A 21969-nucleotide genomic window follows, 5' to 3' on the forward strand; every position below is an offset into this window, starting at 1 on the left:
TTCCAATGGTTCGGCCGCCTCGTCTTTTTCGGTTGACCTGGGCGACGGGTGTGATTAAGTAGTGCTCAAGGATCCTCGATGAGCGAAGCTGAATGGAAAACTGAGGGACCAGAGTCCAAAACGACACAGGTCGAAATCCCCGACGTCCTTCCGCTCCTGCCGATTCGGGACATCGTCATCTATCCTTATATGATGCTACCGCTGTTCGTCGGGCGAGACGTCTCGATTCGCGCCGTCGAGGAGGCCCTGTCCCGCGACCGGCTGATTTTCCTCGTCGCCCAGAAGAACTCGGCCGAGGAGAACCCCGGGGCGGCGGACATCCACCGGGTGGGGACCGTTGCCTCCATCATGCGCATGCTCAAGCTCGCCGACGGCCGGGTCAAGATTCTGGTCCAGGGGCTCGCCAAAGGGAGCATCGAGTCTTACGTCCGTGAACGCCCCTACTTCGAGGTCAAGATCCACAAGGTGCTGGAAACAGCGCTGCCGGAAGTTCCCATCGAAGTCGAAGCGCTGATGCGCAACGTCAAGGAGAAGATCGAGCAGATCCTGAACCTCAAGAACCTCCCGCCCGAGATCGTCATGGTCACCGACAACATCAGCGATCCCGGGGTGCTCGCCGACCTCGTGGCTTCCAACCTCCGGCTGAAGATCGAGGAGAGCCAGGCGGTTCTCGAAATCTTCGACCCAATCGAGCGGTTGAAGAAGGTCAACGAGCTGCTCAGCCGCGAGCTCGAGCTCTCGACGATGCAGGCCCGCATCCAGAACCAGGCCAAGGAGGAGATGAGCAAGACGCAACGCGACTATTTCCTGCGCGAGCAGCTGAAGCAGATCCAGCAGGAGCTCGGGGAAGGGGATGAGCGTGCGGAAGAGATCGGCGAGCTGCGCCGCCTGATCGAAAAGGCCAAAATGCCCACGGACGTCCGGCGCGAGGCGGAAAAGCAGCTCAAACGGCTCGAGCAGATGCATCCCGAATCCTCCGAGGCATCGCTGGTCCGCACTTACCTCGACTGGCTCGTCGACCTGCCGTGGAGCAAGCGGACCAGGGACAACCTCAACATACGCAAGGCCAAGCAGGTCCTCGACGAGGACCATTACGACCTCGAGAAGATCAAGGAACGGATCCTGGAGTACCTGGCGGTCAACAAGCTGCGGCGGAAAATCAAAGGGCCGATCCTCTGCTTCGTCGGTCCTCCCGGCGTCGGCAAGACCTCGTTGGGGCGATCCATCGCCCGGGCGCTCGGGCGGAATTTCGTGCGGATCTCGCTCGGCGGCGTACGCGACGAAGCCGAGATTCGCGGCCACCGGCGGACGTACGTGGGCGCGCTGCCGGGACGCATCATCCAGGGCATCAAGCAGGCAGGGACTAACAACCCGGTTTTCATGCTCGACGAGATCGACAAGGTGGGTGCCGACTTCCGCGGCGATCCCTCAGCCGCGTTGCTCGAGGTGCTCGATCCCGAGCAAAACCATGCCTTCAGCGACCACTACCTCAATCTTCCGTTCGATCTTTCCAACGTGCTGTTCATCTGCACGGCGAACGTCCTCGACCCGATTCCGCCCGCGCTCGCCGACCGGATGGAGGTCATTCAGCTCTCGGGCTACACGAACGAGGAAAAGCTGGAGATCGCCCGCAAGTACCTGATTCCGCGGCAACTGGAGGACAACGGCATCTCCACCAAGCATCTGGAGATCTCCGACGACGCCCTGCTGCGCGTGATCTCCGAGTACACTAAAGAAGCCGGCCTGAGAAACCTCGAGCGGGAAATCGCCTCGATTTGCCGCAAGGTCGCGCGCAAGGTCGCCGAGGGGAAGAAGGAACTCACCCGGGTTACGCGCGCCAACGTACACCTGTTCCTTGGCGCCCCGAAGTTCCTGCCCGAGGCCGAACAGGAGCACCACGAGGTCGGGGTCGCGACCGGCCTCGCATGGACGATGACGGGGGGCGAAGTGCTTTATGTCGAAGCGTCGCTCTCCAAGGGACGGGGCAACCTGACGCTCACCGGCCAGCTCGGCGACGTCATGAAGGAGTCCGCTCATGCCGCGGTCAGCTACGCGCGCGCACACGCCCGAAGCCTGGGTATCGAGGACGATTTCTACCAGAAGCTCGACATCCATATTCACGTCCCCGCCGGGGCGATCCCGAAGGACGGTCCCTCCGCCGGCATCACCATGGCCACGGCCCTCATCTCGGCTCTCACCAAACGGCCCGTGAGCCGCGACGTGGCGATGACTGGGGAGATCACCCTGCGCGGGCGGGTCCTGCCAGTGGGGGGCTTGAAGGAGAAGTCACTGGCCGCTTTCCGCGCGGGCATCCGGACCATCATCATTCCCGACCGCAACGAAAAAGACCTGGAGGAAATCCCCAAGGCGCTCAAGCGCAAGCTCCGCTGGGTCCCGGTAAAGAACATGTCCGAGGTGCTGAAGATCGCCTTGCTCGAGAAACACGCGCGTTCGACCGAGAAAAGCGCCGCGGCCCGGCGGGCCGCGCTCCGCGCTGCCAAACACCGGCCCGTCAAGCCGCGGTCGGGGTCGATCAGGAGACTCCCGGGGGAAATTCCGGTCTTGCCGTAACGCAAAGGTGAGGGAGCCTGCGCTCCGCGAGAACTTCCCCCGCCGGTTTTCGGCTCAATCCTTCCGGCCGCTATGAAACTGTCCCGCCTCGGAGAGTTCGGTCTCATAGAGCGGGTCCGCCGCATCCTGCCGGGCGCACGCGGCGTCCGTATCGGCATCGGTGACGACGCGGCGTGGGTTCGGACGTCCTCGGGCTCCTGCCTGATCACCACCGACCTGATGGTCGAAGGCGTCCATTTCGATCTCCGGTGGACGACCCCGGAGGATCTCGGTTACAAGGCGCTCGCGGTCAACCTGAGCGATATCGCAGCGATGGGAGGCGTGCCTGCTTACGCGGTGCTCTCCGTCGGCGTTCCCGCCCGTTTCGACAGCCGGGACATCGAGGCCCTCTATCGCGGCGTCGGCCGCCTGGCGGCGCTAAGCCGCGTCGCCGTCGTCGGGGGTGATACCAGCACCGCGCCCAAGATGCTGATCTCGGTTTGTGTGATCGGCCATCCACCGCCGCGGCCGCTTACCCGCGGGGGCGCGCGGGAAGGGGACGAGATCTACGTCTCCGGCACCCTCGGGGACGCCGCGCTCGCGCTGATGCTGTTGAAGCACCGGTCGCGAAAGCTCCGCCATCCCGAAGCCTCCGTCCTCCTCGCGCGCCATCACCGGCCGTCCGCGCGAGTCGAGCTTGGAGCCCGGCTGGCGCGTTCGGGCATGGCCACGGCGATGATCGACGTGAGCGACGGGTTGTTGCAGGACCTCGGCCATATCTGCCGGGCAAGCAACGTCGGCGCGGTCGTTTGGCAGGAGCGGCTGCCGCTGTCGCCCGCCTACCGGTTGCTCTGCGGCGATCAGGGCTCGCGCTTCGCGCTGACCGGGGGAGAGGATTACGAGCTCTTGTTCTGCGCCCGGCGCCGCGAGCGACCGCGCATCGAGGCGCTTGCCCGTCGGCTCTCCCTCCCCCTTACGCGGATCGGCGAGTGCGTGGCGGCGGAGCGCGGGACTGTCGTCCTGGACGGCGCTGGCCGCCCGGTGGGCGTCGGCGCGGGGGGATACGACCACTTCAAATCGCCATAGCCCCAATCCGGGGAAAAAATTATAATACGCGGCTGCACCTTTTTGTTGGACGCGAACAGCGCGATGGACTTTGAACGTTTGACCGCCCTCCTCGAAGCCGTGCGAAGCCGCCGGCTGACGGTCCCGCAAGCCGCGAAGCGTCTTCGGGACCTGCCCTTCGAAGACCTGGGCTTCGCCAAGGTCGATCACCACCGCGCCCTGCGCCAGGGCTTTTCCGAAGTGATCCTCGGCGAGCACAAGACGCCGAAAGAAATCGCCGCGATCGTCCGCGCGATGCGCCGGCGGCGCACGAATGTGCTCGTCACCCGGCTTTGGCCGGAGAAGTGGCGGCGGCTGCGCCGCCTGGTCCCCGGACTGCGCTATCATGCCGCCCCGCGCGCCGCCACGTGGATCGGCAAGCCGATCCGGATCGCCGGGCGAGGGACGATTCTGGTGATCTGCGCCGGCACCTCGGACATCCCGGTCGCCGAAGAAGCGGCGCTGACCGCGCGCATGATGGGAAACCGGGTCGAGACGCTCTACGACGTCGGCGTGGCAGGGATCCACCGGCTGCTCGAGCACCGCGCGCAGCTGGAACGCGCTTCCGTGCTGATCGTCGTCGCGGGCATGGAGGGAGCGCTCCCGGGCGTGGTCGCCGGCCTGGTCGGCAAGCCGGTCATCGCCGTCCCCACGAGTGTCGGCTACGGGGCGAGCTTCGGCGGATTGTCGGCCCTGCTCGGCATGCTCAACGCCTGCGCTGCGGGGGTGACGGTCGTCAATATCGACAACGGCTTCGGTGCCGGATTTGCAGCCGGCCTGATAAACCGGGTATAAAATGGGCCACCGAAGCGTGCTCCGCCCAGGCTTCATGCTGCGTGACACCACCGCTGCCAAACGCGCCGTTTCCCGGCCGGGTAGCCCCCGAGCGATTTCTTCCCACCGCAGGGGTTTGTGATATGGACGGTCGACAGCGTTACCGCATCATTCCGCGGCAGTCCGAGCTGGCCGTTCGCATTGTCGGAGAGTCTCAGTCCGAGCTGTTCGCCAATGCTGGCTTCGCCCTCTTCGACCTCATGACCGAACTCGACAAGGTCGAAGTCAAGGAGCGGGTTCAGCTCGAAGTGGATGGGGCAGACCTCGACGATCTGATGGTCAACTGGACCCGTGAGCTGCTTTACCTCTATCAAGGGAGCGGCTATCTTTTAAGGGAGTTTCTCGTGCGCGAGGCGTCCGAGACCCGGGTGCGCGCGGAAGTCTGCGGGGAAAAGATCGATCCCGACCGACACGAGATCAAAAGGGAGATCGTCGGTGTGGCCCTGCACCAGAGCCGCCTGCAAAAGACCGGAAACCAGTGGACGGCCCAGCTCGTCTTCGAGATCTGAGCGCTCATGAGTCATCCGGCCGACACGGAATACGAAGGTACGGCGCTGATCGCGGATCCGATCCACCGCTATATCCAGTTCACCGTCCCGCGGCGCAAGGGGGAGGTGACGGAGAAGGCGATCGTCGACTCGCCGTGGGTGCAGCGTCTGCGCTACATCTACCAGCTGCAGAGCGCGCGCTGGGTCTATCCCTCTGCGGAGCACAGCCGCTTCCAGCACTCCCTGGGCGCCATGCACCTGGCCGGAGAGTTCGCCAAGCACCTCTACCCGTCCCTGCGCGCGGTCCTGGGAGACGAATGCCCCTCCGCCCCGCTGGTCGAGGAATATATGCGCATCACCGGCCTGCTCCACGACGTCGGGCACGGACCGTTCGGCCATTTCTTCGACGACAACTTCCTGCACGACTACGGCTTGACGCACGAGGATCTCGGGCAGGCGATCATTCAAAAGCACCTCGGCGACCTGATCTGCCAGCTGCGGCGCAGCCCGAACGGTCCGTTCGCCCCGGGTGAGGAGCTCAAGCCCGAGTACGTGGCGTTTCCGATCAAGAAGGACGGCGAGGACGACCCGCAGATGCCTCGCTGGGTGCGCTTTCTGCAGCCGCTGACCAGCGGCATCTTCACCTTCGACAATCTGGACTACGTCTCGCGCGACTCCTACATGTGCGGCGTGGCCGCCGGGCCGGTGGATTGCGCCCGCCTGCTTTACTACACGTTTTTCTCCCCCAAAGGCCTGACGCTGCACAAGGCGGGCAACAGCGCGCTGACGATGTTCCTGAACACCCGGCTCTATCTGTACACGAACGTGTACTACCACCGCACCACCCGGGCCATCGACCTCCATCTCAGGGACATTTTTCCCGAGACGATGCGGATCGTCTTTCCGGGCAACCCGCTCCAGCACATGGAGGATTACCTCTATCTCACCGACTGGTCGCTGCTCGAAGAGGTCTCGCGGTGGCGCCGGCAAAAGGGGGAGCGCGAGGCGCTCGGCAGGGAATGGGACACGGTGCTGCGCCGCGAGGTCAAGTGGAAAATGGCCTACGACCGCACGCTGTCGCTGAACGAGCTGCAGTACGGCGTCACGCTGCTCCAGGACGCCGACTGGGAGAAGCGGATCCGCGCTGCGCTGCCCCAGGAAAGCCGCGGTCTCGTCTTTCGCGTCGACATGGCGACCCAGGATCCCCGCCCGGAAAACCCCTTCGCCATGGGCAAGAAGCAGATTCACATCTTCGACCCTTCCACGGGCGAGATCACCAAGGAGTCGCTCGCCGAGCTCTTCGAGTTCATCCCGTCTAAGGTTGTCCAGTTCCGCGTCTTCGCCCTGGACCACGACCACGACCAGCTCCTCTCGGAGGTGGCGGAGCGAGCGCTCAAGAACCGGGCACCCGCGGTCAAGACCAGTGTCTGACGCCTACCGCATTCCGATCGTCGACCTGCGCGCGCAGTACCGGGTGATCGAAACGGAGGTCCGCGCCGCTCTCGACGAGGTTCTGCAGAGCCAGCGGTTCGTTCTCGGACCGGCGGTGGCGCGCTTCGAGGAGCGCTTTGCGGCCTACCTGCGCGGCGGCCGCGCCGTAGGAGTCGCCTCCGGGAGCGACGCCCTGCTCCTGGCCTTGATGGCCCTCGGCATCGGGCCCGGCGACGGCGTGCTGGTGCCGACCTTCACCTTTTTCTCCACCGCCTCCGCCGTGGTCCGCCTCGGGGCGCGGCCGCTTTTTCTCGATATCGACCCGAAAAGCTACACGCTTTCGGCGGCCGACGTCGCCGAGTTCCTCGACCGGAGCTGCCGCGAGGAGGAAGGCCGACTCAAACATCCGCAAAGCGGGACGACCGTGAGGGCGATCCTGCCGGTTCACCTTTTCGGCCGCTGCGCGCCGATGCCCGACCTGTGCGAGACCGCGCGCCGGCGGGGACTGTGGGTCGTCGAGGACGTGGCGCAGGCCTGCGGCGCCCGGCTGGTCTCGGACGGAGGGGAGAAACTCGCCGGCACCTTCGGCGACTTCGGCTGTTTTTCCTTCTTTCCGAGCAAGACCCTGGGCGGTTACGGCGACGGCGGCGCGGTCGTCGCCGCGTCCGAAGCCGCCGCCGAGCGCCTCCGCGTCCTGCGGATGCACGGCGAGCGCGTCAAGTACCGCCACGAGCTGATCGGCATCAACTCGCGCCTCGACTCGCTCCAGGCGGCGGTGCTTTCGGTCAAGCTCCGCCACCTCGACCGCTGGTGCGCGCAACGCGTCGAGCGCGCGGCGACCTACGACCGGCTGTTCCGGGAAAGCGGTCTGCCCGGCGCCGGAATCCTCGCCCTGCCGGAGCTTTGCCCGGGACTGGCGCATGTCTTCAACCACTACGTCGTCCGCGCAGAGCGCCGCGACGACCTCCGGAGCCATCTAGCCGACCGGGCCATTCAGGCGGAAATTTATTACCCGCTGCCGCTTCACCTGCAGCCCAGCTTTGCCCATTTCGGCCACCGGCCGGGAGATTTCCCCCGGGCGGAACGGGCCTCCCGGGAGGTGCTGGCCTTGCCGCTCTACCCGGAGCTTTCCGACGCGCAGCAGCGAACGGTGGTGGAGGCCGTCGCCGAATTCTACCGCGTATAGCTTTACGCCTTTCTTCGCGTGTGTTAGAAACTTCCGGAACCGCCAGGTTGCCGGGGTGCGCCATGCGAGAGACCATCCGACGCGCGTTCGAAGAAAGCGTGGAAGTCAAGCGGGCGTTTTTGCGCGACCACTGCGACGCGCTCATCGCCGCGGCCGAGGCCGTGGTCGATTGCCTCCGCCGGGGCAACAAGCTCTTGATCTTCGGCAACGGCGGCAGCGCCGCCGACGCGCAGCACATCGCGGCCGAATTCGTCAATCGCTACCGCGCCGAGCGACCGCCGCTCGCGGCCATCGCCCTGACCACCGACAGCTCCGCCATAACCAGCATCGCCAACGATTATGAGTACGCCGAAGTTTTCGCCAAGCAGCTCCGGGCGCTCGCCAAGCCCGGTGACGTAGCCTGGGCGATCTCCACCAGCGGCAACGCTGCCAACGTGCTCCGCGCCGTCGACACCTGCCGCCGCCTGGGGATCACCACGATCGGCATGACCGGCGGCGACGGCGGCAAGCTGCGCGGCAACGTCGACCACCTCCTGTGCGTCTCGGCGACAAAGACCACGGCTCGGATCCAGGAAACTCACATCCTCATCGCCCACGTCCTTTGCGAGCTGGTGGACGAGCAACTCTTTCCCTCGAGCTAACCCCACCGGCTCCATGGCCGCCAAGACCTTCAAACCGCTCGATTTTTCACGGGTCCGCACCTACCCCGCCGCCAGGAGGCCAAGCAAGGTTCAAAGCTCCCTGCTCGGGGGAAAGCTGCGCCGGGGAATCACCCTGCGGTCCTGGATCGAGAGTCTCCCGGACATCCTCGCCGCCCGCAACTTCAAGGCCGTCGCGGCCAAGATCGCCGCAGCGAGCCGGAGCGGGAAAACGGTTTTGCTCGGCATGGGCGCTCACCCGATCAAGGTGGGCCTGAGCCCGCTGATCATCGACTTCATGGAGCGCGGGATCGTCCATGCGGTCGCGCTCAACGGAGCCGGCATCATCCACGATTTCGAGCTCGCCTTCATGGGCAAGACCTCGGAAGATGTCGCTGCGAGTCTCAAAGACGGCAGCTTCGGCATGGCGGAGGAAACCGGCTCTTTCCTGAACCGGGCGATCAGCGACGGTGTCGCCGGCGGCCTCGGCATCGGCGCCGCGGTAGGCGCTGCGATCCTGGCGGCGAAGCTGCGGCACCGGCGGCTGAGCATCCTCGCGGCCGGGGCCCGCCTGGGCATTCCGGTGACCGCGCACGTCGCCATCGGCACGGATATCATTCACATGCATCCACGGGCCGACGGCGCCGCGATCGGGGAGGGCACGATGCGCGACTTTCGCACGTTCGCTTCCGTGGTCGCCACGCTCGACGCCGGTGTTTACCTGAATCTGGGCTCGGCAGTGGTGCTCCCCGAGGTATTCCTCAAGGCCGTAAGCCTCGCCCGCAACCTCGGCCACCCGCTGCGGAACCTTACCACGGTCAACCTCGACTTCATCGCCCACTACCGCCCGCTCACCAACGTGGTCTCGAGACCTACGCTCGACGGCGGCAAGGGCTATCACCTGACCGGCCACATGGAGATCATGGTGCCGTTGCTCTTCGCCGCCGTTCTGGAAGCGCTGTGAAAGCCGGCGCTTGCGGTCCGGCAACCCTCCTTTACGCTCCTTCGCTTTTCTGGTTACATACGAAGAGGGCATCCAGACGTCGACGGAAAACCGGCTCCGGTTTTTCCGCCGCTCAGTCCTGGGATCTTGAGCCAGTGAACCCGACGGGACGGAGACCTCGACGACGTCCGCCCGGCACCGGCGCACACCGGTAGACGCCGAATCCCATGCTGATCACGCTCACGACCGACTTCGGCTACGTCGACCCGTTCGTCGGCATCATGAAAGGCGTGATTGCCACGATCAACCCGGCCGCGCGGGTGATTGACATCACCCACGGCATTCGGCCCCAGGACGTTCTCGCGGCGGCGCTGGCGCTGAGGGAGGCCGTGCGCTACTTCCCCCCGGACTCCATTCACGTGGTCGTGGTCGATCCGGGGGTGGGCACGGAGCGGCGGCCGCTGCTGATCGGATACGGGGGCACCTACCTCGTGGGACCGGACAACGGCGTCTTGAGCCTCGCCTTCGAGGGACGCGAGCCCGATTGCCTGGTTTGCCTTTCGAACCCCGCTTACCATCTGCGCCCCGCGGCCGCGACCTTCCACGGGCGCGACATCTTCGCGCCGGCGGCGGCGCATCTCTCCTTGGGCGTTCCGCCGGCCGCCTTTGGCTACGGGGCGAGCACGTTCATCCGGCTTGAGCTGCCGGCGGTAAGAAAGTCGCCAGCCGCGCTCCATGGCTGCATCCTCTATATCGACGGCTTCGGCAACCTTTTTACGAACATTCGCGAGGCCGACCTGGCGGACTGGGACCGTCGGACGCTGACGATCACCGTTCGCGGGCAGATGATCCGCGGCCTGGCCTCGAACTATGCGGCCGGCGCTTCCGGCGAGCTGATCGCCCTGGTCAACAGCTGGGGTTTCGTGGAGATCGCGCTTTTTCGCGGCAGCGCTCAGCTGAAAACTGGAGCCGTCATCGGCGATCCGGTCAGCGTCGCCGTCGGCTCTTAGGGCCCGCCGGCCCAGGAGGTCATCATGAGCGAGAGGTTAACTTGGGATCAGTACTTCATGACCATTACACGCCAGGTCGCGGAGCGATCGACCTGCACGCGGGCCAAGGTAGGGGCGGTCATCGTCCGGGACAAGAACATACTCGCGACGGGCTACAACGGCGCTCCGGCCGGCATGCCGCACTGTACAGATGTCGGCTGCCTGATCTACCACTCCCGGACGCCAAACGGCGACACGGAGGAGAACTGCTTCCGCACGATCCATGCCGAGATGAACGCGATTGCGCAGGCGGCCAAGAACGGCTCGAGCATCAAGGACGCCTCCATTTACATCACGCACACTCCCTGCATTCACTGCCTCAAGGTGCTGGTGAATACGGGCATCAAGAACATCTATTATGAAAAGCCCTACAAGCTGAACACGCTGGACGAGCTGCTGCGCTATACGCAGGTCAACCTCTATCCCGTGGAGCTTCCAGAGGGGCCGGCGGGAGGGCAGTAGCCCTCCGCCGGCCCCCGGCCCCACGCACCTAAATCTTGGCTTGCAAGAGAATGGCGATCACGAAGCCGTAAAGCGCGAGAGCTTCAAGCAACGCGAGCGTGATCACCAGCGGCACGAACAGGCGATCGGCGGCGTTGGGATTTCGGCCGATGCTTTCCATTGCCGACGCGCCGACGCGGCCCTGACCGAGAGCCGCGCCGAAAGCGGCGATCGCGACGGCCACTCCGGCCGCAATCGCGATGGCGACCTTGGCCGGTGCTTCCGGACCGGCCGCGGCACCCTCGGCAGCGAACGCCAGCCCGGAATGGATCACGGCTAGGCCGACCGCCGCCGCAAGCGAGACCAGCTTCTTCATCTTACCCCTCCTTTCCAGCGAATCCGGCCATCCCCTCCTCTCTCCTCATCCTCTGCGCGGCCGGCGCTTAATGATGTCCGTGAGCCGAGTGTTGCGCCCCCTCTTCCTCGTGGTCGTGGCCATGGCTGATCGCCAGGGCGACGTAGATCATGCTCAACAGCGTGAAAACGAACGCCTGGATCACCGACACGAGGGTCCCCATCGCGTAAAATGCTACCGGCACGACGACTTTCGTGAGGCCGACGAAAGCTTCGATCACCTGATGGTCGCCCATCATGTTGCCGAAGAGCCGCAGCGACAGCGACACCGGTCTGAAACCGTGGGAAAACAGCTCGAGAATCAGGAAAAAGCTCGCGGAGATCAGCAGCACGGGAACGAACGCCAGCTTCGCCGCCGCGCTGCGCCCCGGGAGACTCGTCATCGGACCCAGAAAGTGCTTGAAGTAGCCGATCCCCTGCTCGCGCACGGCGATCACGTTGTAGCCAACGAACGAAACCAGCGCCAGACCGAGCGTGGTGTTCAAGTTGCTGGTCGGCGGCGAAAAGCCGGGCAGCAGTCCCAGAAGATTGCTGAGCAGAATGAAAAAGAAGAAGGTCGCGAAAAACGGCACGTACTTCCGCCCCGCCCTGCCGATGATCGCGTCGCTCTGGCTCACCACGAGCTGGAGCAGCAGCTCCGCGATGTTCCGTACGCCCAGGCCCTCGTCGGGAATGGCCGGGTCCCGAGCGCGCTCGAGCGCCGCACGAGCGGCTGCGGCGAAGAGGAACAGCAAAACCGCCGCGACCAGCGCAAAAAAGGTGTGATCCCCTACGGCGTGCCGCACTCCTTCGGGAAGCAGGAAGTACCAGGTGAAAGGATGTTCCATGGTTCAGCTCTCGCCGAGTCCGACGGCGCCGCGCGCCGTCTCGAACAGGATTGCGGGAAGCAACGCTGAGAAGCCGAGCGCGAACGACACCGGCTCGAGCTTCAGTCGGAAAAAGGCGAACGCCAGGATCCCGAGAAAGCAAAGCACCTTGAGCACGAGCAAACCCACGGCAGCCCTCGTCCGGCCTTTCCCCGCAAGCGGCTTGAGCACGACCGCAACCGCGCAGCTCAGGAGGTAGAAGTTCAGCCCCATGAACAGCCCGCCGGCTGCAACCGACCCAGGTTCCGCGACTCCCATGGGTCCGAGGGCCGCGATCAGCGCCACGACCACGAGCCCGTGCCACAGCTCAATCCGCTGGATGGTTTTCTTCGCCGCGTCGTTCACGGTCTTCCCCAGAAAAAAAACGGACCCACTGCACCAGGCGAACCATCGCGCCGCCGAACGCGACGGCCGTCACCGCGATGAACAACCATGGCGAGGTGTCGAAATACCGGTCGGCGAGATAACCGACCAGCGCGCCGCCGAGAACGGTTCCAGGCAGTTCGAACGCGATTCCCAGATACAAGCCTGCTTTCCGCAGGAGCGGAGCCTGGCGGTCGTGCCGGCCGTTGGGGCGGCCCCCAACTTTCTCCACTGCGGTAGGTTCTTAGCACGCGCGCCCCGGCGGGTCAACCGGAGCCTTCCCGGGCAGCCCACCGATCCAGAGCGTCGACGGCGCGCTCCAGATCGGCGCGGCTGTGCGCCAGGGAGACGAAGGCCGCTTCGAACGGCGCCGGCGGCAGATAGATGCCGCGGCGCAGCATGCCGTGAAAGAACCCGGCGAACCGGCGCCGGTCGCACCGGCGCGCGTCGGCGGCGTTGCGAACGCTGCGCACGCCGAAAAAGACGGTCATCATAGAGCCGACCCGGTTGATGACGGCCGCGATGTCGTGCCGTCGCAGCGCCTCGGTGAACCCCTCCTCCAGAAAGCGCGACTTCCGCTCCAGCTTGCGGTAGGCGTTCCGGTCGCGGGCAAGCTCTTCGAGCGTCGCAAGGCCGGCCGCAACCGACAGCGGGTTTCCGGAAAGGGTGCCCGCCTGGTAGACGGGGCCGTCGGGCGCCAGAAGGTCCATGATCTCGCGCCGCCCACCGAATGCCGCCAGCGGCAAGCCGCCGCCGGCGATCTTCCCCAGACAGGTCAGGTCCGGCCTGACTCGGTAAAGCTCCTGGGCGCCTCCAAGCGCCAGCCGGAAGCCGGTGATGACTTCATCGAAGATCAGCAGCGCGTGATGGCGGCGCGTAAGATCGCGCAGAGTGCTGAGGAATCCAGGCTGTGGCGGTATCACGCCCATGTTGCCGCACACCGGCTCCACGATCACGGCCGCGATCCGGCTGCCGTACCGGGCAAAGAGGCGTTCGACGGAAGGCGAATCATTGAACGCCGCGACGATTGTTTCACGGGCGGCTCCACCGACGACCCCGGGACTGTCCGGGAGACCGAAGGTCGCGGCTCCGGAGCCAGCGCGGACCAGCAGACCGTCGGCATGGCCATGGTAGCAGCCGTCGAACTTCACGATCTTCGGGCGCCCCGTAAAAGCCCGGGCCAGCCGCAGCGCGCTCATCGTCGCCTCGGTCCCTGAGCTCACGAGCCTGACCTTCTCTATCGAAGGCACGAGCTTGCTGATCAGCTCCGCCAGACGAACCTCAAGCGTCGTCGGCGCCCCGAAAGTGGTGCCGTGCTGCAGAGCGTCCCGGACGGCGCGCACGATCCGGGGATGACGATGGCCGAGAATCAGCGGACCCCACGAGCCCACGAAGTCGACGTACTCGTTCCCGTCGACGTCCCGCACGCGCGACCCGTTGCCCGAAGCGATCAGCACAGGATGTCCGCCGACCGCCTTCCACGCTCGCACCGGACTGTTGACGCCGCCGGGGATCAGTCGCTGGGCGCGCCGAAACCAGGCGCGCGATTTGGCGCTGCGCATCGTGCATTTCCCGTAACACCGCGCGCCGATTCCTGTCAACGTTGCGCGCCAGCGTGTGAAAAAAAATTTTTTTACTTTTTTTGTTGCAAAGGAAATGGAAAAGGATTATGAAATTTTCCTCGGTTGTTTGGGAGAAAATTTTTCGCGCCGTGTCAGCCGCGACCGGCGCAAGCGTCACGACGTTTTTTCCAGAGACTTCTCTTTCCGCGGTACCAAGGCTTTTCCATGGGTAGCTTGTTGACGTTTTTGCAGCGTGGCCTTCGAAAGAGGAGGCTTTTCGCATGGGTCTTGGAGTTATCCACAGCTGTGGATAACTCTGTTCGTAAGTACAACCCGGAATCGCCTGGAAATCCGCTCTCTTAGCGGTGTACGTCATGGAACTATGGGAAAAAGCCCTTGTCCATCTGAGAGAAAAGCTAGGGAAACAGAATTTCGAGACATGGATCAAACCGGTGCGGGCGGAGTCGATTAACGATGACACGCTTGTCCTCGAAGTGCCCAACAAGTTCTTTCGCGACTGGCTGTCAGAGCACTACCTGTCGCAGATCGCTGCCGTCCTTTCGGCGCTATCGCACAAGCAGATCCGCGTCTCGCTCGCCGTCAATAACCGCGTGCAACCGAAGGAAGCGCCGGCACGCGCACAAAAAAAAGAAGAGCCGGAGCCGCCGAGGGGGCAGCGATTCAATAACTTAATCCCGAAGTACACCTTCGAGAATTTCGTTATCGGCGCGAGCAACCAGTTCGCTCACGCCGCCTCGATGGCCGTGGCCAACCAGCCGGGAGACCACTACAACCCTCTGTTCATCTACGGCGGGGTCGGTCTTGGTAAGACGCACCTGGCCAACGCGATCGGGCACCGTGCGGTCGCTCACCGGCCGGGTCTCAAGGTGCTTTACCTGAGCTCGGAATCTTTCATGAACGAGCTGATCGCGTCGCTGCGCCGCGACCGCATGGACGAATTCAAGACGAAATTCCGCAACATCGATATCCTGATCCTCGACGACGTCCAGTTCATCGCCGGCAAGGAAAGGACGCAGGAGGAGTTCTTTCACACATTCAACTCGCTCTACGAGACGCACAAACAGATCGTGATCACGTCCGACAAGTTCCCCAAGGAGATCCCAGGGCTGGAGGACCGCCTGCGCAACCGCTTCGAGTGGGGGCTGATCGCAGACATCCAGCCGCCCGACATGGAAACCCGGGTGGCGATCCTGCAGAAAAAAGCGGAGAGCGAGGGCGTTCAGCTGCCGCACGAAGTCGCCATTTTCCTGGCTTCCAACATCGACTCGAATGTCCGCGAACTCGAGGGGTCGTTAACCCGCCTCGGCGCCTTCGCCTCCCTCACGAAGTCGGTGATCACCGTTGAACTGGCCAAGGAGGTCCTGCACAACACCCTCAAGAGCTCCCACAAGGAGATCACGATCGAGAGCATCCAGAAAACGATCTGCGAGTACTACAACATCAAGCTCGGCGATCTCAAGGCCAAGAGGCGCACCAAGAACATCGCGATTCCCAGGCAGGTCGCGATGTACCTATGCCGCAAGTATACGGAAACCTCGTTCCCGGCGATCGGCGACAAGTTCGGCGGCCGCGACCACTCCACGGTCATCCATGCCTCCAAAGCCATCGAGAAACGGCTCAAGGAGGATCCCTACATGCAGAGCACAATTGAAAAGCTCGAGCGGACGCTGAATGTCCGCAAGTAGCTTGTGCACATCCTGTGCGCAAACCGTGGCCGCAAACGGGGATAACCACCTGCCTTTGCTTCCCGCGCCGGGCCAGACCCAAAAAGCGGGCGCTGCGGTCCGGCACTAGGAACAAGCCAAGTCGGCGCCAGCGCTAGATTCTCAGCGCTTGTTGCTCTTGTCCACAGTGCTATTGCTACTGCGGATTTAATTCATATATACAAGGAAGGATAAGGGTCGGGAGGTTCCTATGGAATTAAACGCTACGCGAGGCGATCTCCTCGCCGCGCTCTACTGGACTCAGAGCATCGTCGAGCGGCGCAATACCATGCCGATCCTGGCCAACGTGCTGATCGACGCGCAAAAAGACGGTGTTCGCATCACGGCGACTGATCTCGAGGTTGGAGTCCGGGCGACGGTGGAGGGGCAGATAGGGAAAGAAGGGACGGTGACAGTCAACGCGAAAAAGCTCTACGAGATCGTTCGCGAGCTTCCGGGCGAGCAGGTGCGGGTGAAGAAGCTGGAAAACGAGTGGGTCGAGATCAGAAGCGGAAAGGCGGTTTTCAAGATCGTGGGCATGGAGGCACGGGAGTATCCGCAGTTTCCTAGGTTCAGCACGGAAGGGCTCGTGTCGGCGGCAGCGAGCGTCCTGCGAGGTATGATCGAGCGGACGATTTTTTCGGTGTCTATGGATGAAACCCGGTACAGCCTGAACGGCGTCTACATGGAGCAGGGGGATGGAAGTAAAGTGCGGATGGTGGCAACGGACGGCCACCGTCTGGCTTTCGAGGAACAGTCCCTTGGAAATTTCGGCTTGGCTAAGGGAGTGATCCTGCCGAGGAAGGGGGTGGCTGAGGTCAAAAAGCTCCTTGATTCCGGTGAGGACGGCACGGTCTCGATCGGTTTCCGGGAAAATATGGCCCTGATCGTCAGGGACAAGGTGGAGCTTTTCATGCGGTTGATCGACGGCGATTTTCCTGAATACAGCAAGGTAATTCCGAAGGGAAACCCGAACGTCGCCAAGCTGGACCACGACGAATTCCTGCAGGCGCTGCGGCGTGTGTCGATCCTGTCGAGCGAGCGTTACAAGGGCGTGAAGATGGAATTCAGGGACCGGCGCCTGCTGATCTCGACGAGCAACCCGGACCTCGGGGAAGCGGTTGAGGAAGCCGAGGTGGAATACACCGGGAAGCCCGTAACGATCGGCTTCAACGCGCGATACCTGATCGATGTGCTGAACGTTCTCGAGGCGGACTGCGAGGTCAAGATGGAGCTGAAGGACGAGGTGAGCCCGAGCGTGATCCGGAGGTGGGGGGACGAGACCTACCTCTATGTTCTGATGCCGATGAGGCTCTAGCCTCTAGCGGTATTTCTCGTCCTGCTCGTACTTTTCCTTGAGACCGACGATGGCGTTGAATTCGTCGAACGGCATCAGTCGGTCGATAACGGCGGCGGTCGAGCCGCTGCTGCGCAAGGTCGCGTAGACGTCGGTCAGGGCCCTCGCCGCCGCGAAGAGAGGCGCGAGGGGCCAAACGACGAGGGCAAAGCCGAGGCGGCGCAGCTCTGCGGCCTCCATGATCGGCGTGTCGCCCCGCTCAATCATGTTGGCGACGAGCGGGCCAGGCACGCGCGCTGCGATCTCCGCCATCTCTTCTCTGGTGAGAGGCGCTTCGATGAACACCGCGTCCGCCCCACACTCTTTGAACGCGCGCCCCCTGGCGATCGCCTCTTCAAGTCCGAGAGCCTGCCGGGCGTCGGTGCGCGCGACGATGTAGAAATCGCTTCCTTTCCTCGCGTCGACCGCGGCGCGCAGCTTTCGCAGCTGCTCGTCGACCGGAATCACCTGCTTGCCGCGCATGTGGCCGCAGCGTTTGGGCCAGACCTGGTCCTCGAGAAACATGCCAGCTGCTCCCGCGCGGATGAGCTCCTCTACCGTGCGGATAACGTTGATGGCGTTGCCGTACCCGGTGTCGGCGTCGACGATCACGGGAACGCGGGTGACAGAACAAATCCGGGTGGCCGCCGCAATAACCTCCGTCTGCGTGAGCAGTCCGAAGTCGGGTTGCCCGAGCAGCGTCGCGGAAAGGCTGTATCCGGTGATGAAGATGACCTCGAAGCCCGAGCGCTCGGCGATCTTGGCGCTCAGGGCATCGTACACGCCGGGCATTACGAGCTGGCCCTTTTCGGCGATAAGCTTTCGTATTTGTTCGCCTTTTCCAGTCGCCATTGGGTTTCCTAGAGGGGTCTCAGCGGCGGACGGTGCGCCCGAACCCGCGCTGCTGGCTTGGCTCGGGTCTGGGGGCGGCGCGCAGCAGGCGGGCGGGTTTGAGGCCGAGAACGTCGTCGCCGTAGCGGGAACGATCAAGGTGGTCGAAGCGCGCCTTGATCTTCTGGCGGATCTGATGGCGCTTGACGATGTCGGTCCGGGCGGCCGTGAGATCTTCCATGTTCAGCACCACCTCGCCCTCGTGACCCCGAAAGCTCAGGCGCAAGATGAACCGGGATCCTTCTCCCTCACGAGCGCTGTAATCGAGCTTCTTGTTGATGCTCCTAATGATGTCTCTGAGCAGCGCTTCCTCCTCCTGATACAGTCCCTTGCCGAACATAATGGCTCCTTCCCGTCCGGTCTGAACGGCCGAAACGCCCGGGCGCAGTGAAATCTATGCCAATCGGAGCGGAAGATCAATCGCGCCCGGTCGAACGGGGACGTCGGCGTCGCCGCTAGAAGGGCTCCACGCTCGGTCGGATGTCGATCTCGTGCGACCAGGCGCTGCGCGGCTGCTTCAGTGCGTGGATGACCGCCGCGGCGATCGCCTCCGGCTCGATCAGACTCCCGGCCGACGGGGCCGGGTCGCGCTCCCGGAGCTTCGGCGTGTCGATCTGACCGTCCACGACGATATGGACCACGTGAACGCCTTTCGGGTGGAATTCACGCGCCCACGATTGGGCCAGCATGCGGAGGGACGATTTGGCGATCGCGAATGGCGCGAAACCGGCGCGACCCCGGAGGGCGGCGGTGGCTCCCGTGACGGAGATGAAGCCCGCGCCGGCGCGAAGCATGTCGGGAATGAGGGCTTGTCCAAGATACACGGCGCCCATCACGCCGACCGCAAAGGCCCGGCGGAATGCCGCCGGATCCAGCTCCAGAAACGGCCCGCGGGCGTAGCCACCGGCATTGTAGGCGAGCGCTGCAGGAATGCCGAGATCGGCACGGATGCGCGCCACGGCTGCGGAGACTTCCTCCGGGCGAGTAACGTCGGCCGGGACCACCAGGGCCCGTCCGCCGGCGGCCGTGATCTCTCGCGCCGCCGGCTCGCCCGATGAGGCGTTGCGCGAAACCAGCGCAACCGCGTATCCCTGGGCGGCGAAGGCGCGCGCCAGGGACGAGCCGAGGCCCGGGCCGACGCCGGCAACGACTGCAACAGACATGGTTTTATTCAGGCTCCCACAGTTGCGCTTGACGCTGAACGCAATGGATCAGCGTCTCAGAGCGTGTACCGGTCGGGATGGGTCGCTGAGGGGCGACGCTGGGCCGCGCCGCCTGCCTCAACGGAGAAAGGCTGCGAAATGGCGCGTGGCTTCTTTGCTGCTCCAGCGTTGCTTGCACTGCGGACCCGCCTTTACTTTACATCGGTCGGCGCGAAAAGGCTGTCCAGCTCCATCTTTTTGTCGATCAGCCCTTGCTCGAACGAGTACTGCATGAGGGTTTCCAGGTTCTTCCGGTTGCTTTCGCCGAGGCCGTAGGGCCAGGGGTCCTTGCCGAGGAGGGCCTGCTGCTCTTCGAGCGCGTGGCGGAACCACGCGAGCGGCACGATCCGGGGATTTTCCAGCCGGCGGTAAGCAGCGAGCTTGGACTGCTCGAAGGCCTGGAGGAGGTTGATGGGGACCCATGGGTAGCGATCGACGATCTCCTGTTTGATGGCGGTCGTGTGCATGATGGGAAAAATTCCTGTCCGCCGGTAATAGTCGACCTCGAGCTCTTTGTAATTGGGGAAGAGGCGCCCGACGCGCGGGTCGTTGTCCAGGATGGGGCGTATGAGCTCCGGGTGGATCAGGGCGTCCAGCTCCCCATCGAGCAGCATGGTCTCGACGTTTTTTCCGGGCGGCACCCTGCGCAGCGAGAGGTCGGGCGGGGGAGTGAAGTCGACCTCCTCCTCGTCCTGTTTCAGCCACTCGATCTTGCGGTGGGGAACCCCGTATTCGTGCTCCAGGATGCCGCGCACCCAGAGGTTGGCCGTGGCGGAGAAGTTCCTCAAGCCGACCCTGCGGCCGATCAGGTCGGCCGGTTTGCGGACGCTGCCGGAGGTGTTGACGAAGACGAAGCTGTGGCGGAAGCGCCGGTGGAGGAAGACGGGAATCGCCGTAAACGGGAGACCCCGGAGCCAGGCGATCAGGTAGTTGGACATCGAAAGCTCGGCGACGTCGAACTCGCGGTTACGCAGCATCCGCCAGTGGCGGACATCGGAGGTCATGTCGGTCAGCACCGTCAGCTCGATGCCGTCCGGCTTGACGGTTCCTTCCTTGAGCGCGCGGATACTCTCGTAGTCGCCGCAGGCGAGGGTCAAATGCAGCTTCTTGCTCATGTCCGCTCTCTACCACGGCTGCGCCCGGTTGCCAATCGGGTTGGACTAAGGCCGGCAAAAAAGCTATTTTACTGTCGCCTCTGGCACGGAACAGCGGCTAATCAAAGCAAGGAGACAACGGATGCTCAATCCTATTTCGCTTTCGCTCTGGCTCGCCGTCGTCTGGCTCGCGGTTCTTCCCGGCCGATCCGCGGCCCAGCTGAAGACGCGCTTCAACTGGACGGCGGTCACCGGCGCCCAGAGCGGGATCTTCATGGCGCACCAGGAGGGGTTTTTCAAGAAGAACGGTCTCGACGTCGAGCTGATCCACATCCCGTCGAGCTCGCGTGCGATTCAGACGATTCTCGCTGGCGAGATCGCCCTTTCGTTCATGGACGGGAACAATGCGGCGCAGGCGAATCTGAAAGGTGCCAATCTCGTGCTGGTCACCGGCGCGACCAACCGCATGGTCTTTTCATTGATGGCGAAGCCCGAGATCAAGGCCGTGGGCGAGCTCAAGGGAAAGAAGATCGGCATCACGCGCGTGGGCTCCTCCACGCACACCGCCGCGCTGTTCGCGCTGGGTCAGGGAGGGCTCAAGCCGGGGGATTACCAGATCCTCCCCCTGGTCGAGGTGCCCAACATCTTCACCGCGCTTTCGGCGGGCCAGATCGACGCCGGCGTGGTTTCGCCGCCCACCAACAGCCGTGCGCGGAAAGCGGGATTTCGGGAGCTGGTCAACCTCGCGAAGGAAGGGCCCGAGTACGTCTCGGTCGCGATCGGCACGAGCCGCTCCTATCTCAAGAACAACGAGGAGGTCGTCCGCCGGCTGATCCGGGCCTACGGCGAGGGGCTCTATGCCTTCAAGACCAACAAGGCGGCGGCGATGCGAATGATTCAGAAATACCTCAAGGTGAGCGACGCGGAGATTCAGGAGGACACCTACAGCCAGTTCCGCGAGTATCTCCAGTATCCGCCTTACGTGAGCCGCAAGGGGATGGAGGCGGTGCTGGCGGACGTGGCGGAGAAGGAGCCGGCCGCGCGCAGCGCAAAAGCCGACGATTTCCTCGACATGCGTCTGGTCGCCGAGCTGGAGAAAGCCGGGGTTTTCAGGAAGGTCGCCGCGCGCTAGAGCGCCGGCCTCAACCGCGGCGGCGCAACTTCCTGGCCCGCCGCACGAAATACTCCCACATCGACTCGAGGCGGTGGGGAGTGTAGATCTGCTCGTACTTGATCTTCGCCTCCTCGTCGCTGGTCCAGGAGGGGTCGCCCGAGGCAGTGGCGAGGAGCTGAATACGCGCCGCCTTTTCGAGAAAGATCGCGTAGAGCGTCGCCACCTCGATGCTCGGGCCGACCACCGTGGAGCCGTGATTCTTCATCAGGACGCCGCGGCAGTTCCCGAGGCTCTTGGCGACCTCGCGGCCCAGCTCCGGCGTCCGGATCAGGGCGGTCGTGTAATCGAACAGCGGCAGCCCGTCGTAGAAGATGTTGCCCTCGTGGCTGATCGGGCGCAGCGGCTGGCGGAGCGAGCCGAAGGCGGTCGCGTAGGGCGGGTGGGAATGGACGACGCAGTTCACGTCGGGGCGCGCCTTGTAGATCTCGGTATGGATGAAGACCTCGGAATGGCGCTCGTATTTTCCCTCGACCTTCTTGCCGTTCAGGTCGACCACGATCAGGTGCTGCGGTCGAATCTCCTCGAAGCCGAAGCCATGGGGCTTCATCAGGATCCTGTCCTGGCCCGGGATCCGCACGGAGACGTGGCCGAGAATGTTGTCCCAATGGCCCTCGTTGGCCAGAATATTGCAGGAAAACGCCAGGGTTTCTTTCAGTTCTCTGAGATTCATCGGAGCTCC

23 protein-coding genes are annotated in these 21969 nt (G+C 63.9%); 13 read left to right on the top strand and 10 right to left on the bottom strand.

Features of this window, described 5'->3' with window-relative positions; all coding sequences use genetic code 11:
- Positions 1-78 precede the first annotated feature (78 nt).
- The 10 genes from lon (at position 79) to VNN77_10785 (ending at position 10685) form a co-directional block, all read left to right on the top strand.
- Positions 79-2571: an endopeptidase La gene (gene lon / locus VNN77_10740; GenBank protein HXG51871.1), complete on the top strand. Its 2493-nt coding sequence runs from the start codon at positions 79-81 to the stop codon at positions 2569-2571.
- A 72-nt stretch (positions 2572-2643) separates the two neighbouring features.
- Positions 2644-3636 (top strand): thiamine-phosphate kinase, encoded by a 993-nt coding sequence (gene thiL / locus VNN77_10745; GenBank protein HXG51872.1) that lies wholly within the window; start codon positions 2644-2646, stop codon positions 3634-3636.
- A gap of 63 nt (positions 3637-3699) precedes the next feature.
- Positions 3700-4449, top strand: a complete 750-nt coding sequence (gene larB / locus VNN77_10750; GenBank protein ID HXG51873.1) for a nickel pincer cofactor biosynthesis protein LarB — start codon at positions 3700-3702, stop codon at positions 4447-4449.
- 122 nt (positions 4450-4571) lie between these two features.
- The gene (locus VNN77_10755) at positions 4572-4997 is read left to right on the top strand and encodes an archease (protein HXG51874.1); all 426 of its coding nucleotides are present in this window, start codon (positions 4572-4574) and stop codon (positions 4995-4997) included.
- 6 nt (positions 4998-5003) lie between these two features.
- Entirely contained in the window at positions 5004-6407 is a 1404-nt protein-coding gene (locus VNN77_10760) for an HD domain-containing protein (protein HXG51875.1), read from the top strand.
- Positions 6400-7593 (top strand): DegT/DnrJ/EryC1/StrS family aminotransferase, encoded by a 1194-nt coding sequence (locus VNN77_10765; GenBank protein HXG51876.1) that lies wholly within the window; start codon positions 6400-6402, stop codon positions 7591-7593. The genes VNN77_10760 and VNN77_10765 overlap by 8 nt, the downstream gene beginning before the upstream one ends.
- Before the next feature lie 62 nt (positions 7594-7655).
- Positions 7656-8234 (top strand): D-sedoheptulose 7-phosphate isomerase, encoded by a 579-nt coding sequence (locus VNN77_10770; protein HXG51877.1) that lies wholly within the window; start codon positions 7656-7658, stop codon positions 8232-8234.
- A 13-nt stretch (positions 8235-8247) separates the two neighbouring features.
- Positions 8248-9195: a hypothetical protein gene (locus VNN77_10775; GenBank protein ID HXG51878.1), complete on the top strand. Its 948-nt coding sequence runs from the start codon at positions 8248-8250 to the stop codon at positions 9193-9195.
- Between the two features lie 206 nt (positions 9196-9401).
- Positions 9402-10184 carry an SAM-dependent chlorinase/fluorinase gene (locus VNN77_10780; GenBank protein HXG51879.1) on the top strand — a complete coding sequence of 261 codons (783 nt, stop codon included), beginning with the start codon at positions 9402-9404 and terminating at the stop codon, positions 10182-10184.
- A 24-nt stretch (positions 10185-10208) separates the two neighbouring features.
- Positions 10209-10685, top strand: a complete 477-nt coding sequence (locus VNN77_10785; GenBank protein ID HXG51880.1) for a dCMP deaminase family protein — start codon at positions 10209-10211, stop codon at positions 10683-10685.
- Positions 10686-10713: 28 nt separating this feature from the next.
- Here the strand turns inward: VNN77_10785 and atpE are convergent, their stop codons facing one another.
- The 5 genes from atpE to hemL all read right to left on the bottom strand — a co-directional run bounded on the left by atpE (position 10714) and on the right by hemL (position 13869).
- Positions 10714-11040, bottom strand: a complete 327-nt coding sequence (atpE, locus tag VNN77_10790) for an ATP synthase F0 subunit C (GenBank protein ID HXG51881.1) — start codon at positions 11038-11040, stop codon at positions 10714-10716.
- A gap of 67 nt (positions 11041-11107) precedes the next feature.
- Positions 11108-11905 carry a F0F1 ATP synthase subunit A gene (atpB, locus tag VNN77_10795; protein ID HXG51882.1) on the bottom strand — a complete coding sequence of 266 codons (798 nt, stop codon included), beginning with the start codon at positions 11903-11905 and terminating at the stop codon, positions 11108-11110.
- A gap of 3 nt (positions 11906-11908) precedes the next feature.
- Complete coding sequence (locus VNN77_10800) at positions 11909-12289, bottom strand: hypothetical protein (GenBank protein HXG51883.1); 381 nt, start codon at positions 12287-12289, stop codon at positions 11909-11911.
- Positions 12252-12470 (bottom strand): AtpZ/AtpI family protein, encoded by a 219-nt coding sequence (locus VNN77_10805; GenBank protein HXG51884.1) that lies wholly within the window; start codon positions 12468-12470, stop codon positions 12252-12254. Before VNN77_10805 ends, VNN77_10800 begins: the two co-directional genes overlap by 38 nt.
- A gap of 103 nt (positions 12471-12573) precedes the next feature.
- Entirely contained in the window at positions 12574-13869 is a 1296-nt protein-coding gene (gene hemL / locus VNN77_10810; GenBank protein HXG51885.1) for a glutamate-1-semialdehyde 2,1-aminomutase, read from the bottom strand.
- A gap of 374 nt (positions 13870-14243) precedes the next feature.
- On the opposite strand from hemL, the gene dnaA reads away from it, so the two are divergent.
- Together dnaA and dnaN are read left to right on the top strand one after the other, a co-directional pair.
- Positions 14244-15575, top strand: a complete 1332-nt coding sequence (gene dnaA, locus VNN77_10815; GenBank protein HXG51886.1) for a chromosomal replication initiator protein DnaA — start codon at positions 14244-14246, stop codon at positions 15573-15575.
- A 229-nt stretch (positions 15576-15804) separates the two neighbouring features.
- Positions 15805-16911: a DNA polymerase III subunit beta gene (dnaN, locus tag VNN77_10820; GenBank protein ID HXG51887.1), complete on the top strand. Its 1107-nt coding sequence runs from the start codon at positions 15805-15807 to the stop codon at positions 16909-16911.
- 3 nt (positions 16912-16914) lie between these two features.
- Here the strand turns inward: dnaN and VNN77_10825 are convergent, their stop codons facing one another.
- The 4 genes from VNN77_10825 to VNN77_10840 all read right to left on the bottom strand — a co-directional run bounded on the left by VNN77_10825 (position 16915) and on the right by VNN77_10840 (position 20137).
- Positions 16915-17781 carry an isocitrate lyase/PEP mutase family protein gene (locus VNN77_10825; GenBank protein ID HXG51888.1) on the bottom strand — a complete coding sequence of 289 codons (867 nt, stop codon included), beginning with the start codon at positions 17779-17781 and terminating at the stop codon, positions 16915-16917.
- Positions 17782-17800: 19 nt separating this feature from the next.
- A complete protein-coding gene (locus tag VNN77_10830; GenBank protein HXG51889.1) occupies positions 17801-18160 on the bottom strand; it encodes a hypothetical protein in 360 nt (119 codons plus the stop codon).
- A 115-nt stretch (positions 18161-18275) separates the two neighbouring features.
- The gene (locus VNN77_10835) at positions 18276-18983 is read right to left on the bottom strand and encodes an SDR family NAD(P)-dependent oxidoreductase (protein ID HXG51890.1); all 708 of its coding nucleotides are present in this window, start codon (positions 18981-18983) and stop codon (positions 18276-18278) included.
- Between the two features lie 191 nt (positions 18984-19174).
- Complete coding sequence (locus tag VNN77_10840) at positions 19175-20137, bottom strand: ABC transporter substrate-binding protein (protein HXG51891.1); 963 nt, start codon at positions 20135-20137, stop codon at positions 19175-19177.
- Positions 20138-20258: 121 nt separating this feature from the next.
- Here VNN77_10840 and VNN77_10845 point away from each other — a divergent pair, with 121 nt between their 5' ends.
- Positions 20259-21248: an ABC transporter substrate-binding protein gene (locus tag VNN77_10845; GenBank protein HXG51892.1), complete on the top strand. Its 990-nt coding sequence runs from the start codon at positions 20259-20261 to the stop codon at positions 21246-21248.
- 10 nt (positions 21249-21258) lie between these two features.
- Here the strand turns inward: VNN77_10845 and VNN77_10850 are convergent, their stop codons facing one another.
- Complete coding sequence (locus VNN77_10850; protein ID HXG51893.1) at positions 21259-21960, bottom strand: class II aldolase/adducin family protein; 702 nt, start codon at positions 21958-21960, stop codon at positions 21259-21261.
- Positions 21961-21969 lie beyond the last annotated feature (9 nt).

This window comes from Candidatus Zixiibacteriota bacterium, from assembly GCA_035574315.1.
Classification (GTDB): domain Bacteria; phylum Desulfobacterota; class Binatia; order UBA9968; family UBA9968; genus DATLYW01.